Below are 13,986 nucleotides of genomic sequence, written 5' to 3' on the forward strand. Positions count from 1 at the left end.
CCCCAACGTCATTACGAATCCTGATGATCCGGAGCAGATCATATCATTTCTGGAGTGTGGTCGAGCGCCCTAACCTCCCTTTCATGGGCGAACACGTCATCGAATTCCGCTCCGCGGATGATCACAGCCATTTCCGGCGGGCGCTCGGGCGCTTCGCGACCGGCGTGACAGTGGTGACCACCCGCACCTCCGCCGGCCGGATCGAAGGGCTGACGGCGAATTCCTTCTCCTCGGTCTCGCTTGATCCGCCGCTGGTGCTGTGGAGCCTCAGGCGCAACGCGCCCTCGCTGGCCGGCTTCCTGGAGGCCGGCTGCTTCGCGATCAACGTGCTCGGCACCCATCAGCGCCGGCTGTGCCGGCACTTCGCGACGCCTCATCCCGACAAGTTCGCCGACGTCCCGCACCGGCCGGGCCTTTATGGCTGCCCGCTGATCGAGAACGCCATCGCCCGCTTCGAATGCCGCACCGAGAAGGTCATCGAGGCCGGCGACCATCACATCTTCCTCGGCCGGGTGGAGCGCGCCACCCATAGCGACGGCGAGCCGCTGGTTTTCTCGGCCGGTGCGCTGTGCAGTCCGGCGCTGCTTGCCGATCCCGCCGAGGCCACCGCAAACGCCACCCGGGAACACGCATCATGAAGCTCGGCTTCTTCACCATGCCCATCCATCCGGTCGGCCGGCCGCTGAACGAGACGCTGAAGGAGGACCGGGAGTTCTGCCTCATCGCGGAGAAGCTCGGCTTCTGCGAGGCGTTCTTTGGCGAGCATGTCACCGATGCGGCTGAGACCATCACCTCCTCGCTGATCTTCATCGCCTGGCTGCTCAACGAGACCAAGACCATCAAGCTCGGCTCGGGCACCATCAACCTGCCGAACCAGCATCCGGCGCGAGTGGCCGCCGAGGTGGCGATGGTCGATCACATGGCCGAGGGCCGCTACCTGATGGGCATCAGCCCCGGCGGCCTGCTCTCCGACGCCGAGGTGTTCGGCAATCTCGACAAGGACCGCACCGAGATGTTCGTCGAGGCGATCGACCACGTGCTCGGCATCTGGTCGGGCGAACCGCCTTACGAGCGCGTCGGCAAGCACTGGACCATCTCGACCGCGCGCACCAACATGCCGAAGCTCGGGCAGGGCGCCATCCACAAGCCCTATCAGCGCCCGCACCCGCCAATCGTGGTAACCGCGGTGGCGCCCTTCTCCAAGGGCGTGACGGAGGCGGCGGCGCGCGGCTGGGATCCGATCTCCGCCAACTTCCTGCTGCCGCAATGGGTGAAGACCCACTGGCCGAAATATGTCGAGGGCTGCCAGAAGGGCGGCCGGCCGGCCGACGCGGCCAACTGGCGGGTGGCGAAGAGCATCTTCGTCGCCGACGACCTCGCCACCGCCCGGCGCTATGCCACCGAGCCCGGCTCGCCCTATTATGCCTATTACAACTCGCTGGCGACCAAGCTGGTCGGCAACGGACGCGCCAATCTGTTCAAGCGCGACCAGAACGCGCCGGATTCGTCGGTGACGGTGGAAAGCGTGCTCGACGACCTCGTGATCTGGGGCACGCCCGAGAAGGTGGCGGACGAACTCGCCGCCTTCCGGGACGAGATCGGCCCGTTCGGCACGCTGCTCTATGCCGGCCACGACTGGGCCGATCGCAACCTCGCCATCCGCTCGCTGGAGCTGATGGCGGAGAAGGTCATGCCGGCGGTGAACGACGCCTCGTCCGCCGCCACCGCCGCCGCCTAGAGCCTTTCGCGGGCGGCTCGCCCGATCGAAAGGCGCTCGATTGAAAGATGAGGGCCTGCCGTGGAGCAGGCTCCGGGAGGAAAGAGATGATCCGTGCCGCGATCGCCGGGCTCGGCTGGTGGGGCAAGCACATGATCCGCCGCATGGCGGATTCCGACAGGCTGCGCATCGTCGCGGCGATCGACACATCCGACGCGCAGGCGACATTCGCAGCCGAGCACGGCATCCCGCTCACCACGCGCTGGGAGGACGTGCTGAACGACCCGTCTATCGACGCAGTGATCCTGTGCACGCCGCACTCGTTGCACACCGCTCAGGTGGCGCAGGTCGCCCGCGCCGGCAAGCACGTGTTCTGTGAGAAGCCGCTGGCGCTCACCCGCGCCGACGCCGAGCGCTCAGTCGCCGCCTGCCGCGCCGCCGGGGTGAAGCTCGGCATCGGCCATGAGCGGCGCTTCGAGCCGGCGATGCTGGAGATCCGGCGGCTGGTGACGTCCGGCGCGCTCGGCACCATCGCCCATGTCGAGGCGAATTTCAGCCACGACAAGCTGGCAGCCGTGCCGAAGACCGACTGGCGGGCTTCCAGCGTCGACGCGCCCGCCGCCGGCATGACGGCGATGGGCATCCACCTCACCGATGCCTTCCTCGACATCTTCGGGCCGATCTCGGAGGTCTACGCCTCCACCGCCAGCCGGGCCTCGGACCGGGCGAACGGCGACGTCGTCTCGGTGCATGCCCGCTTCGCCTCGGGGGCGACGGGCTATCTCAACGCCATCCTCGTCACGCCGCTCTATATCGGCATGACGGTGTTCGGCACCGAGGCCTGGGTCGAGACGCGCAACCATACCCATCCCGACACGCCGGGACCGACGACGCTGACCGTCCAGCACAAGGACGGGAGGCGCGAGCTGCGCGACTATGAGTGGACCGACACGGTGAAGGCCAATCTCGAAGCCTTCGCCGCCTCGATCGAGGACGGCGCGCCCTATTGCTTCACCGACGAGCAGAAGATCGGCAACATCGCCGTGCTGGAGGCGATCTGCCGCTCCGTCGCCGCCAACGCTCCCGTCGTGGTCCATGACAGCCGGCCCGATCTCGCCGAGAGCGCGTGAGGGGCGGCGGGGATGGACGCGATGACCGAAAAGCCCCGCTACCGCGAACTGGACCGGGCGGAGCTCGACGCGGAGCAGCGCCGCATCTTCGACGACATCGGCCGGCCGCGCGCCGGCCAGGTGCCGGCACCGTTCCACATCTATGTCGAGAGCCCGGAACTCGCCGAGACGGCGCAGGCGGTGGGGGCCTTCTGCCGCTACCGTACGGGGCTCCCGCCGCGCCTCTCCGAGACGGTGATCCTCGTCACCGCCGCCCATTGGAACGCGCCCTACGAATTCGGCGTGCATGCCGGCGAGGCCCGCAGGGCGGGCGTGCCGGAGGCGGAGATCGAGGCGATCGCCGCCGGCCGCCGGCCCGATTTCTCGGATCCCGACGCGGCGCTGGTCCACGATTTCGCCGCCGCCTTCTACCGGGAGCGCGAGGTGCCGGACGCGCTGTTCGATGCCGCCTGCGCGCGTTTCGGGCGGCGCACGGTGATCGAGCTCACCGGGCTGATGGGCTACTACTCCATGCTCGCGATCGCCCTGCGCATCTTTCGCGTGCCGCCGCCAGCATGAGAGGATTGACGCACATAAGAGCATTTTCCGCGAAAGTTGATCGACCTTCGCGACCGGAGAATGCTCCAGCCAATTGAATCGAGAGCACTTTCTTATCGATCAGGTGATTCCACCTGATCGGAAAGGGTTCTAGCGGAGCGCCGCACTGAACGGCGCCCCGGACCGGAGGAAGACGCCATGGAATTGCGCAGCATCGAAGCCTTCGTGCGCGTGGCCGAGCTCGGCAGCATCACGCGGGCCTCCCGCGATCTCGGCATCGTCCAGCCCGCGCTCAGCCGCCACATCCAACGCATCGAGACCGAGGTCGGCACGCCCTTGCTGGTGAGGCTCCCGCGCGGCGTGCAGCTCACCTTCGCCGGCCGCCGCTTCCTGCAGCACAGCCGGCGCATATTGCAGGAGGTGGCGCGGGCGAGCGAGGACATGAACATGGGCGGGGACTGCCTCTCCGGCCGCGTCGTGGTCGGCATCTCGCCGACGCTGTCCTCGCTGCTGGCGCCGGGGCTCATCGAGCGCTGCGCCAACACCTATCCGGCGATCAACCTGACCATCGTCGAGGAATTCACGCGCCGGCTGCAGATCGACGTGATGAACGGCCAGGTCGACATCGCGCTGCTCACCAACCCGCCGCCGAACCGCGCGCTGCGCTTCACCGCCGTGCTCACCGAACCGATCGTCGTCGTCATGCCGCGCCAGTCGCGTGGCGTCTCGCCGGTGGTGACGCTGGACGAGCTCGCCTCGACGCCGATGCTGGTGACGCGCGGCATCCGGGCGCTGGTCGACGAGCAGCTCGCCTCGCACGGCGTGTGCATCGAGGTCGATTGCGAGATCGACGCGGTGGAAGCGATCCGCCGCATGCTGCTGCGCGGGCGCGGCACCTCGATCATGCCGATCTCCGCCTTCCGCAAGGAGATCGACGACGGGCTGCTGACCGGCCTCGCGGTCGGCGGGGTCAATCTCAGCCGCACCATCATGCTCTCGCATGTCGGCGAGCAGCTCAGCCCGGCGGCGCATGCGGTGATGGGGCTGCTGCGGGCGGAGATCGACACGCTGGCGCAACGCGGCATCTTCAGCGCGCTGCCCGAGAGCGCGCCACACTGGAGCCCGGTGCAGGAGCGCCCGCTCGCCGGCGTCGCCTGAACCTCGCCATTTCGAGAAGAGGATCGGCCGGGCACCTGCCCGGCCGTTTTGCTTTGCCTCACTCGGCGCCTTCCTCGAAGGCCTTTTGCCGCGTCATGCGGATCATCGGTGCGACGAGGACGATCAGCAGCAGGAAGGCCATCACCAGGAAGGTGAGGCTGATCGGCCGCGTGACGAACACCGTTGGGTCGCCGTGGGAGATCAGCAAAGCGCGGCGCAGCGTCTCCTCGATCATCGGCCCGAGGATGAAGCCGAGCAGAAGCGGCGCCGGCTCGCAGCGCAGGCGCTGGGCGATGAAGCCGAAGCCGCCGAAGATCGCCGCCAGCACCACGTCGAGCGCGTTGTTGTGGATCGAGTACACGCCGATGCAGCAGAACAGCATGATCGCCGGATAGAGCATTCGGTAGGGCACCGAGAGCAGCTTCACCCAGATGCCGACGAGCGGCAGGTTGAGGATGACCAGCATCAGATTGCCGAGCCACATCGAGGCGATCAGCCCCCAGAACAGGTCCGGGCGCTGGTTCATGAGCTGCGGGCCGGGGGAGAGGCCCTGCATCATCAGCGCGCCGATCATCAGCGCCATCACCGCGCTGGACGGCAGGCCGAGGGTCAGCATCGGGATGAAGGCGGTCTGGGCGGCGGCGTTGTTGGCGGCCTCCGGCCCGGCGACGCCCTCGATGGCGCCATGGCCGAAGCGGCCGGGTTCCTTCGAGAGCTTCTTCTCCAGGGCATAGGTCGAGAAGGAGGCGAGCACCGGCCCGCCGCCCGGCAGCAGGCCGAGGCAGCCGCCGAGCACGGTGCCGCGCAGCGCGGGTTTGAGGAAGGAGCGGATCTCCGCGAAGCTCGGCCACAGGCCGCGCACCTCTTTCACGAAGGTGCGGCTCGCCTCGCCGCGTTCCAGATTGGCGATGGTCTCGCCGATGCCGAACATGCCCATGGCGATGACGGCGAAGTCGATGCCGTCGCCGAAGGTCGGTACGCCGAAGGTGTAGCGCTCCAGCCCGGTATTGGCATCGATGCCCATGGTGCCGAGCAGGATGCCGACCAGGATCATGCCGATCGCCTTGATGACCGAGCCGTGGGCGAGGATCACCGCGGCGATGAGGCCGAACAGCATCAGCGAGAAATAGTCGGCCGGGCCGAAATCGAGCGCGACCTCGGCGAGCGCGGGGGCGGCCACCGCGATCACCACGGTGGCGAGCGTGCCGGCGAGGAAGGAGGACAGTGCGGCAGTGGCGAGCGCCAGGCCTGCGCGGCCCTTGCGCGCCATCTGGTAGCCGTCGATGGCGGTGACAACCGAGGAACTCTCGCCCGGCAGGTTGACGAGGATCGCCGTGGTCGAGCCGCCATATTGAGCGCCGTAATAGATGCCGGCGAGCATGATCAGCGCTGCGGGTGCCGGCAGCGCGAAGGTGACCGGCAGCAGGATCGAGATGGTGGCGACCGGCCCGAGGCCCGGCAGCACGCCGATGATGGTGCCGAGAAGGACGCCGAGGAAGCCGTAGGCGAGATTGGTCGGCGTCAGCGCGACCGAGAATCCGAGCAGAAGTTCGTTGAACAGCTCCATGCCCGTCGCCTCACCAGAACCGCGTATGGGGAAGATTGAGGCCGAGGCCGTAGGAGAACAGCAGCGTGCAGGCGACCACCAGTCCGACCGCCAGCAGCCCCGTCTCGAGCGGCCGGAAATGCCGGCCGGCGAGGCTCGCACCGATCACCACGACGAGCCCGGCGAGCGGGAATCCCCAGTCCTCGATAAGGAGGCCGAAGGCCAGCACGCTTGCCAGCAGGATCACCAGCGGGCGCGGATCGATGCGCCCGACTTCTTCCGTCTCGGTAAGGAACGAGCGCACGATCAGGACGCCGCCGAGCAGGATGAGGCCGACCGAGATGATGCGCGGGAAATAGCCGGCGCCCATGCGTGAGGCGGTGCCGACCGGATAGTCCGAGCCGATGATGATGGCGAGCGCGCCGAGCCCGCAGAACAGCAGGCCGGTCAGGAAGTCCGTGGAAAGTCTGATGTTCATGGCGTCCCTTCCGATGGCGCGGCGGCCATCACGACGGAGAAGGCGGCATTTGCGACGACGCGTCCCGGATCGCCGATGGCGCATCCGAGACGGTCGGGGACAAGAACTTCGCGGCGCCCGATGGATGGACGATCAGTCCGCCTTGGCGCCGATCTCCTTGATGATGGCGCCCCACTTCGCGGCATCGGCGGCGATGTATGCCTTGAACTCGGCGGGGCTCGCGCTCGACACCGCGATGACGCCGGATTCCGCCATGCGGTCGCGGATCTTCTGGTCCTTCATCGCCTCGACGACCGCCGCGTGCAGCTTGTTGACGATCGGCTCGGGCGTGCCGGCCGGCACCAATATGCCCTGCCAGGACGAGGAGACGCTCTTCGGGTAGCCCTGCTCGGTCATGGTCGGCACGTCGGGAAGCTGCGCGACGCGCTGCTTCGTCGTCACGCCGAGCGCCTTCAGCCGGCCGCCCTTCACATGGTTGATGCCCGACGAGATGGTCACGAACATCAGGCTGACATGGCCGCCCATCACGTCGGCGGCGGCGGGGCCGGCGCCGCCCTTGTAGGGCACGTGGATCATGTCGAGGCCGGCCTCGCGGCGGAACGCCTCCATCTCCAGCCGGTTCACCGAGCCGGTGCCGGGCGAGGCGAAGTTCACCTGGCCGGGCCGCGCCTTCACATATTCCACCAGCTCCTTGACGTTGTTCGGCGGAAAGGCGGGGTTGGCGATCATCAGGCCGGGCGTGTCGGCGACGATCGACACCGGGATGAAGTCCTGCAGCGGCTTCACGCGCAGGCTGGAGAAGATGAACGGGTTGATCGATACGGTGCCGACATTGCCGAGGAACAGCGTGTAGCCGTCCGGCTTGGCCCGCGCGGCGATGTCCATGCCGACATTGCCGGCGGCACCGTCGCGGTTCTCGACCACGATCTGCTGGCCGAGGATTTCGGAGAGCCTCGGCTGCAGCAGCCGCGCGGCGAAGTCGGAGGCGCCGCCCGGCGCGAAGGGCACGATCACGGTGATGGGCTGGTTCGGATAGTCGGACTGCGCCCGCGCCGACGGGGCCGCGAGCAGCCCCGCCGCGAGAGCCGCGCCGGTGATGAAGGCGATGCCGGCCTGCCGCCGGCTGAACTTTACGCTGTCGGTCATCGTTCCCTCCCAGGAAACGCGGCGCCGCGTTTTGTTCTGTGCTGGCGCCGCCGGTTGAAGGCATGTTCAGCCGTCATTTGGCCGAACGAAAGGGGCACTCCCGTCTGTCTTTCCTTGCAGTTGCGGACGCGAACCGCTTCGCGCCCGGCCGGAACCGTTCACGCCATCGCGGCCTCGCGCATCAGTTCACGTTCCCCTTCGACTTCCAGCGGCAGGGGAACCGGCCGCTTCAGCTTCGCCGACAGGTCGAGCGCCTTGGTCAGCATCAGCCGGTTATGCGCCTCGGCGGCGGTGGCGTGCTGCGTCGGCAGGTCGAGCGCGATGCGGTTGAGCCAGGATTCGGTCTCGGTGCGCATCGGGCCGCGCAATTCGCCGAGCGCCATGTCGCCGGGCGGATAGCTGCCCATGAAGTCGACCAGCCGGCTCTTGTCCGGCAGGTAGCCCTCCGCCTGCGGCGCCGAGACCGCCAGCACGATGTCGCGGTGGGTGTCGTCGATGGTGAGCACGCCGGTGGTGCCGACGATGCCGACCTCGAGGCTGTAGACCGCGCCCGGCCAGGTCACCGGCAGCGCCCAGGAGATGTTGAGATGGTAGATCGAGCCGTCGCTCATCATGATCATGCCGGCGGTGCCGTCGATGCCGCGCCAGTCCGGGCCGAGCACCTTGTCGACCGAGCGGGCATAGACCTCCACCGGGGTCTTGGCCTCAAGGTACCACATGACGATGTCGAGGGCGTGCGTGCCCGAGATCACCATCGGCGAGATGGTCTCCGGGGCGTTGGAGCGGCGGTAATTGTCGATCGCCACCAGCCGGTTCATGAAGGCCCGCGACGTGACCATGGTGACGTCGCCGAGCGCGCCGGTGCGCACCTTCTCCTTGGCGGCGAGCCAGCGGCGGCGGAAGCGCTGGGTGTAGCCGACCACGGCGTCGACGCCGGAGGCGCGGATCTCCTTCAGCACGCGGGCCGAATCGTCGAGATGGGTCGCCAGCGGCTTCTCGATCAGCATGGGGAGCTTGCGTTCCAGCGCCGCCATCACCGGGTCGACATGCAGATGCTCGTCGGTGGCGACGATGACGGCGGTGACCTCGGGCCGCTTGAGCAGCTCGCGGTGGTCGGTCGTCACGAAGTCGGCGCCGATCTCTGCGCCGATGCGCTTACCCTTTTCGGGATCGAGCTCGGCGAGGCCGATCCATTCGACCGCCGGATGGCGGGCGGCGACCGCGCCGCGGAACAGGCCGACGCGGCCGGCGCCGACGATGGCGAGGCCGATGCCTTTGGGGGACTGGCGGCGCATGTCACAGGGCTCCTTCGGCGATGCGGACGGCGTCGGCGTTGCTGAACGGCAGGTCGACCGGCTCGTTGGTCTCCGAGGAGAGATCGGCGGCGATATAGACCTCCATCACCGTGCGGGCGGCCGCCAGGGTCACCATCACGTCGCGGTCGAACACCACCGCTTCGAGGAAGTGCAGCGTCTCCGGCCCCATGGCGCCGGCATAGACGTGGTCCACCTGCTCGCCCGGCATGGTCGACATCGGGAAGACGCTGCCGCCGCCCATGGTGTTGAGCCAGACGTCGCGATGGGTGTCGTCGATGACCAGCGCGCCCTCCGAGCCCACCACCTCGATCCAGGTGGAGGAGAAGTTCGGATAGCCCGGCGGCAGGATCCAGCCGGCGCCGACCACCACCACGCAGCCATTGTCCATGGTCACGGTGATGAACTGGCAGTCATAGGCGCCGGTCGTCGGGTACATCACACGGCGCACGCCCTGCGCATAGACGCGCACGGGCTTGGCCGGCTCCAGCAGCCAGAACACGAAGTCGAGGTCGTGGGTCGCCTCCATGGCGGCGGGGGAGAGCTTGCCGCGTCCGGTGATCTTCTTGCCGAGGCCGCGGGTGATGTGGCGCGAGACCAGCGCGCTGACCGGCGCGCCGAGCGTGCCGTCAACCAGCTTCTTCTTGGCGTAGGCGAATTTCGGGTTGAAGCGCTGCGAATAGCCGATGGTGAACTTGCGTCCCTTGCGGGCGGCGACGCGGATCAGCTCGTCGGCTTCAGTGAGCTCGATGGCGATCGGCTTCTCAAGGAAGACGTGCTTGCCGGCCTCCAGCGCCGCCAGCGTGATCGGATAATGCGTGCTCTCCGGCGTCGCGCAGACATAGACCGCCTCGATGGCGGGATCGGCCAGCAGCTCGCGATAATCGGCGGTGGCGGTCGTCGCGCCGGTCAGTCGTGCCACATGGGCGCGGCGCTCGTCATTCGTCTCGGCTATGTGCAGGCGCTTCACCAGCGGGCTGCGGGCCAGCGTTTCCGCGCGAATACCACCGCACCATCCGGTGCCGATCACCGCGACATCTACCTGCCTCATCTCGTCTCCGTCCCGATGCGCTTGGCTTTATTGGACTTTGAGCGGATCATGAGCTGACAGGTGGCACAAATACTCTTTCGCGATCAGGACATAGTGGGATGGCATGGCTCGGCATCCGGTCCGCGGAACAGCGCGGCGGCTTTTCGCGTTGAACGCCGGGCGGTGAAGCGGGCAAGTTCGAGCGGATTGGAGCGGCCGACATGGCGCCTCGGGCCAATTGGAAGGGCTTCCTCAAGATCGCCGAGCTGACCTGCCCGGTGGCGCTCTACACCGCCGCCTCGACCTCCGAGCGCATCGCCTTCCACACCATCAACCGCGCCACCGGCCATCGCGTTCAGCGCCAGTTCGTCGACAGCGAGACCGGCAAGCCGGTAGAGCGCGACGAGCAGGTGAAGGGCTACGAGGTGTCCGACGGCGAATATGTCGTGCTGGAGCCCGACGAGGTCGCGAGCGCCGTGCCGGAGAGCGACAAGACGCTGGCCGTCTCCGCCTTCGTGCCGTGCGGGGAGATCGACGACGTCTATTTCGACCGGCCCTATTACCTCGCACCCTCCAACGCCGCGGCGCACGAGGCCTTCGTGCTGATCCGCGAGGGGCTGCGCGCGGCCAAGGTCGCGGCGGTGGCGCAGGCGGTGCTGTTCCGGCGCGTGCGCACGCTGCTGGTCCGGGCGCAGGGCGAGGGGCTGGTCGCGACGACGCTGAACTTCGACTACGAGGTGCGCCCGGCGCGCGAGGCGTTCGACGTCGTGCCCGACATGAAGATCGCAGGCGAGATGCTGGAGCTCGCCGAGCACATCATCCGCACCAAGGCGGGCAGCTTCGACCCCGCCGCTTTCGACGATCGCTACGAGGCGGCACTGGCCGATCTCGTCAAGGCGAAGCTGGAGGGCCGGGCCATCACGCCGCCTCCGGCGCGTAAGCGCGAGAAGGTGGTGGACCTGATGGCGGCGCTGCGCGAGAGCGCCGGGCTCGCCGGCAAGGCGCCGGCGAAGGGCGCCGCCAAAAGCGCGCGAAGTGGCAAGGTCGCCCCGAAAGGGAAGGCGGCTTCCCGCAAGGCTGCGGCCAGGGCATCCCCCGCGAAGGCGGCCGCGACGCGCCGCAAGGCGAGTTGACGGACGGTCTCCATGGCGCTCGAGACCTATCGCAAGAAGCGGAACTTCGAGGCGACGCCGGAGCCGAAGGGCGGCCTGGCGCGCGCCGCCGGCAACAGCTTCGTGGTGCAGAAGCACGACGCGACACGCCTGCACTACGATTTCCGGCTGGAGATGGACGGCGTGCTGAAGAGCTGGGCGGTGACGCGGGGCCCGAGCCTGGTGCCGGGCGAGAAGCGGCTCGCCGTCCATGTCGAGGACCATCCGCTCGAATATGGCGACTTCGAGGGCACCATCCCCAAGGGGGAATATGGCGGTGGCACCGTCATCGTCTGGGATCGCGGCACCTGGACGCCGATCGGCGACGCGCACAAGGGCTACGCCAAGGGTCATCTCGACTTCGAGCTCGACGGCGAGAAGCTGAAAGGCCGTTGGCATCTCGTGCGCATGCACGGCAAGCCGCGCGAGAAGCGCGAGAACTGGCTGCTGATCAAGGGCGACGACGCGTTCGCCCGGCCGGAGGACGCGCCCGATATATTGGAGGAGCGTCCGGAATCGGTGAAGACCGGCCGCGAGATCGCCGACGTCGCCGGCGAGGCGCCGGGCTGGTCGTCCAAGACCGGGCGGATAGACAGGTCATCTCCGGCGCCCGCGCCGAAGAAGACCGCGGCGTCCCGGCGCGCAGCCCAGGCGTCGGCGGTGCCGGGGATGTCCGATCCAGCCGGAATCAAGGGTGCCCGGAAAGCCGCGCTGCCGGATTTCGTGCCACCCATGCTGGCGACGCTGGTCGCCGCCCCGCCGGCCGGCGGGCAGTGGCTGCACGAGATCAAGTTCGACGGCTATCGCCTTCAGGCCCGCATCGAGGCCGGGCGCGTGAAGCTGATCACGCGCGGCGGGCTCGATTGGACCGGGCGCTTCGGCACCGCCGTGCCGGGCGCGCTGCGTACGCTTCCCGTCGGCACCGCGCTGATCGACGGCGAGCTGGTGGTCGAGACGGCGGCCGGGGCGTCGGATTTCTCGGCGCTGCAGGCCGATCTCAGCGAGGGTCGCAGCGACCGCTTCGTGTTCTACGCCTTCGATCTCATCCATCTCGACGGCTACGACCTCATCGGCGTGCCGCTCACCGGGCGCAAGCGTCTATTGGAGGAGCTGATCGACCATGGCTCCGGCGCGCTGCGCTTCAGCGACCATTTTGCGGAGAACGGGGCGCTGGTGCTGCGCCATGCCTGCCGTCTGAGTCTGGAAGGCGTCGTCTCCAAGCGCGCCGACGCGCCCTACCGGGCCGGGCGCGGGCGGAGCTGGCTGAAATCGAAATGCTCGGCGCGGCAGGAGTTCGTGGTCGGCGGCTATGTCCCCTCGACCACGGCGCGCGATGCCATCGGCTCGCTGGTGATGGGCGTCTATGACGAGAAGGGCCGCCTCGTCCATGTCGGGCGGGTCGGCACCGGCTATTCGCACGCGATGGCGCGCGATCTGTTCGCTCGCCTGCAGCGCATGCGCGCCGAGAACCCCTTCGTGGGCCGGCTGACTGCCGAAGAGAGCCGGCAGGTGCGCTTCGTGCGCCCCGAGCTCGTCGCCGAGGTGGAATTTCGGGCCTGGACGGCGGACGGGCATCTCAGGCACGCTGCCTTTCGCGGCCTCAGGGAAGACAAGGCGGCGCGCGAGATCGTCCGCGAGACGCCCAGGACCGGAGCCGGCGCGACACCGGGAGACGAGGCCGGCACAGAGGCCGCCACGGCGGCCGGAAAGCAGAGGCGCACCGTGAAGCTCACCCATCCCGACCGGCTCTACTGGCCGGACGACGGCGTCACCAAGGAAGGCCTCGCCGATTATTACGCGCAGGTCTGGCGCCACATCGCCCCTTTCATCGTCGGTCGTCCGCTGGCGCTGTTGCGCGCGCCGGACGGCATCGGCGGCCAGACGTTCTTCCAGAAGCACGCCTGGAAGGGGCTGAACCCGAAGATCGTGCTGGTGAAGGACCCCGCAGAGCCCGACGGCGAGCCCTTCATCGCCATCGAGGACCTCGACGGGCTGATGGCGCTGGTGCAGGGCGCCACGCTGGAGATACACCCCTGGGGCTCGACGCTGGCCGACTGGGAGCGGCCGGACACTCTGATCATGGACCTCGACCCCGGCGAGGGCGTCGCCTGGGAGGCGGTGATCGAGGCCGCACGCGAGCTGCGCCAGCGCTTCACCGATCTCGGGCTCGCCTCCTTCGTGAAGACCTCCGGCGGCAAGGGTCTGCATGTGGTGGTGCCGCTGGAGCCGAAGGCCGAATGGCCGGAGGCCAAGGCCTTCACCAAGGCGATCGCCGAGGCGATGGCGGCCGACAGCCCGGAGCGCTATGTCGCGACGATCTCCAAGGCGAAGCGCAAGGGCCGGATCCTCATCGACTATCTGCGCAACCAGCGCGGTCAGACCGCGGTGGCGCCCTATTCGACGCGGGCGCGGCCGGGTGCCGCTGTCTCGGCGCCGCTCGGCTGGGACGAGCTGTCGCCGGGCATCGGACCCGCCTATTTCACCGTGCTCAACATGCCGACGCGGATCGCCGCCCTCAAGGCCGACCCGTGGGAAGGCTTCCGCGCCGCCGCCGCACCGCTGGGGGGAGGCAAATCGAAGGGGCGCAGGACGGCTGGCCGCAAGGCGGCGTGAAGCCGGTCGGCGGGCCGGCCTCTGCCCGTCGCGCGACTCTCGCTGAAAACGCCGTCATCCTGAGGCGCTCGACTGAAGTCGAGCCTCGAAGGATGGTCAGTGCGCGCGCCCGGAAGTGCATCCTCCGAGGCCGCTTCGCGGCACCTCAGGATGACGTGGCCTCCTTG

The 13,986-nt window shown here is 68.4% G+C and carries 12 protein-coding genes; 7 read left to right on the plus strand and 5 right to left on the minus strand.

Annotated features, from left to right (window positions below; all coding sequences use genetic code 11):
• Positions 1-83 precede the first annotated feature (83 nt).
• From U742_RS0108630 to U742_RS0108650, 5 genes are all read left to right on the plus strand, one after another.
• Complete coding sequence (locus U742_RS0108630) at positions 84-638, plus strand: flavin reductase family protein (protein WP_029352067.1); 555 nt, start codon at positions 84-86, stop codon at positions 636-638.
• Complete coding sequence (locus tag U742_RS0108635; RefSeq protein WP_029352069.1) at positions 635-1,738, plus strand: LLM class flavin-dependent oxidoreductase; 1,104 nt, start codon at positions 635-637, stop codon at positions 1,736-1,738. The genes U742_RS0108630 and U742_RS0108635 overlap by 4 nt, the downstream gene beginning before the upstream one ends.
• Positions 1,739-1,824: 86 nt before the next feature.
• Positions 1,825-2,847 (plus strand): Gfo/Idh/MocA family protein, encoded by a 1,023-nt coding sequence (locus tag U742_RS0108640; protein WP_051660959.1) that lies wholly within the window; start codon positions 1,825-1,827, stop codon positions 2,845-2,847.
• A 21-nt stretch (positions 2,848-2,868) separates the two neighbouring features.
• Positions 2,869-3,405, plus strand: coding sequence for a carboxymuconolactone decarboxylase family protein (locus U742_RS0108645; RefSeq protein WP_038361055.1), 537 nt, complete (start codon positions 2,869-2,871; stop codon positions 3,403-3,405).
• A gap of 177 nt (positions 3,406-3,582) precedes the next feature.
• Positions 3,583-4,542, plus strand: a complete 960-nt coding sequence (locus U742_RS0108650) for a LysR family transcriptional regulator (RefSeq protein WP_029352076.1) — start codon at positions 3,583-3,585, stop codon at positions 4,540-4,542.
• A 58-nt stretch (positions 4,543-4,600) separates the two neighbouring features.
• Here U742_RS0108650 and U742_RS0108655 read toward each other — a convergent pair whose 3' ends face one another.
• The 5 genes from U742_RS0108655 to U742_RS0108675 form a co-directional block, all read right to left on the minus strand.
• Positions 4,601-6,109, minus strand: a complete 1,509-nt coding sequence (locus U742_RS0108655) for a tripartite tricarboxylate transporter permease (protein WP_029352077.1) — start codon at positions 6,107-6,109, stop codon at positions 4,601-4,603.
• Positions 6,110-6,119: 10 nt separating this feature from the next.
• Positions 6,120-6,566, minus strand: coding sequence for a tripartite tricarboxylate transporter TctB family protein (locus tag U742_RS21975; protein WP_038360915.1), 447 nt, complete (start codon positions 6,564-6,566; stop codon positions 6,120-6,122).
• 132 nt (positions 6,567-6,698) lie between these two features.
• Positions 6,699-7,712, minus strand: coding sequence for a Bug family tripartite tricarboxylate transporter substrate binding protein (locus U742_RS0108665; protein ID WP_029352081.1), 1,014 nt, complete (start codon positions 7,710-7,712; stop codon positions 6,699-6,701).
• Positions 7,713-7,870: 158 nt separating this feature from the next.
• The gene (locus U742_RS0108670; protein WP_029352083.1) at positions 7,871-9,007 is read right to left on the minus strand and encodes a Gfo/Idh/MocA family protein; all 1,137 of its coding nucleotides are present in this window, start codon (positions 9,005-9,007) and stop codon (positions 7,871-7,873) included.
• Position 9,008: 1 nt separating this feature from the next.
• Positions 9,009-10,076, minus strand: coding sequence for a Gfo/Idh/MocA family protein (locus U742_RS0108675; protein ID WP_029352085.1), 1,068 nt, complete (start codon positions 10,074-10,076; stop codon positions 9,009-9,011).
• A 200-nt stretch (positions 10,077-10,276) separates the two neighbouring features.
• Between U742_RS0108675 and U742_RS0108680 the strand changes: the two genes are divergently transcribed.
• Positions 10,277-11,188, plus strand: a complete 912-nt coding sequence (locus U742_RS0108680) for a non-homologous end joining protein Ku (protein WP_029352088.1) — start codon at positions 10,277-10,279, stop codon at positions 11,186-11,188.
• Between the two features lie 12 nt (positions 11,189-11,200).
• Positions 11,201-13,819, plus strand: a complete 2,619-nt coding sequence (gene ligD, locus U742_RS0108685; RefSeq protein WP_029352090.1) for a DNA ligase D — start codon at positions 11,201-11,203, stop codon at positions 13,817-13,819.
• Positions 13,820-13,986 lie beyond the last annotated feature (167 nt).

Origin of the sequence: Allobosea sp. 117, from assembly GCF_000702305.1 — a bacterium.
In the GTDB taxonomy this organism is placed as follows: domain Bacteria; phylum Pseudomonadota; class Alphaproteobacteria; order Rhizobiales; family Xanthobacteraceae; genus Ancylobacter.

Bases quoted from the DNA above. Each gene is read 5' to 3' on its own strand.
- U742_RS0108630 (WP_029352067.1), top strand. From the start codon at position 84: ATGGGCGAACACGTCATCGAATTCCGCTCCGCGGATGATCACAGCCAT.
- U742_RS0108635 (WP_029352069.1), top strand. From the start codon at position 635: ATGAAGCTCGGCTTCTTCACCATGCCCATCCATCCGGTCGGCCGGCCG.
- U742_RS0108640 (WP_051660959.1), top strand. From the start codon at position 1,825: ATGATCCGTGCCGCGATCGCCGGGCTCGGCTGGTGGGGCAAGCACATG.
- U742_RS0108645 (WP_038361055.1), top strand. From the start codon at position 2,869: ATGACCGAAAAGCCCCGCTACCGCGAACTGGACCGGGCGGAGCTCGAC.
- U742_RS0108650 (WP_029352076.1), top strand. From the start codon at position 3,583: ATGGAATTGCGCAGCATCGAAGCCTTCGTGCGCGTGGCCGAGCTCGGC.
- U742_RS0108655 (WP_029352077.1), bottom strand. From the start codon at position 6,109: ATGGAGCTGTTCAACGAACTTCTGCTCGGATTCTCGGTCGCGCTGACG.
- U742_RS21975 (WP_038360915.1), bottom strand. From the start codon at position 6,566: ATGAACATCAGACTTTCCACGGACTTCCTGACCGGCCTGCTGTTCTGC.
- U742_RS0108665 (WP_029352081.1), bottom strand. From the start codon at position 7,712: ATGACCGACAGCGTAAAGTTCAGCCGGCGGCAGGCCGGCATCGCCTTC.
- U742_RS0108670 (WP_029352083.1), bottom strand. From the start codon at position 9,007: ATGCGCCGCCAGTCCCCCAAAGGCATCGGCCTCGCCATCGTCGGCGCC.
- U742_RS0108675 (WP_029352085.1), bottom strand. From the start codon at position 10,076: ATGAGGCAGGTAGATGTCGCGGTGATCGGCACCGGATGGTGCGGTGGT.
- U742_RS0108680 (WP_029352088.1), top strand. From the start codon at position 10,277: ATGGCGCCTCGGGCCAATTGGAAGGGCTTCCTCAAGATCGCCGAGCTG.
- ligD (WP_029352090.1), top strand. From the start codon at position 11,201: ATGGCGCTCGAGACCTATCGCAAGAAGCGGAACTTCGAGGCGACGCCG.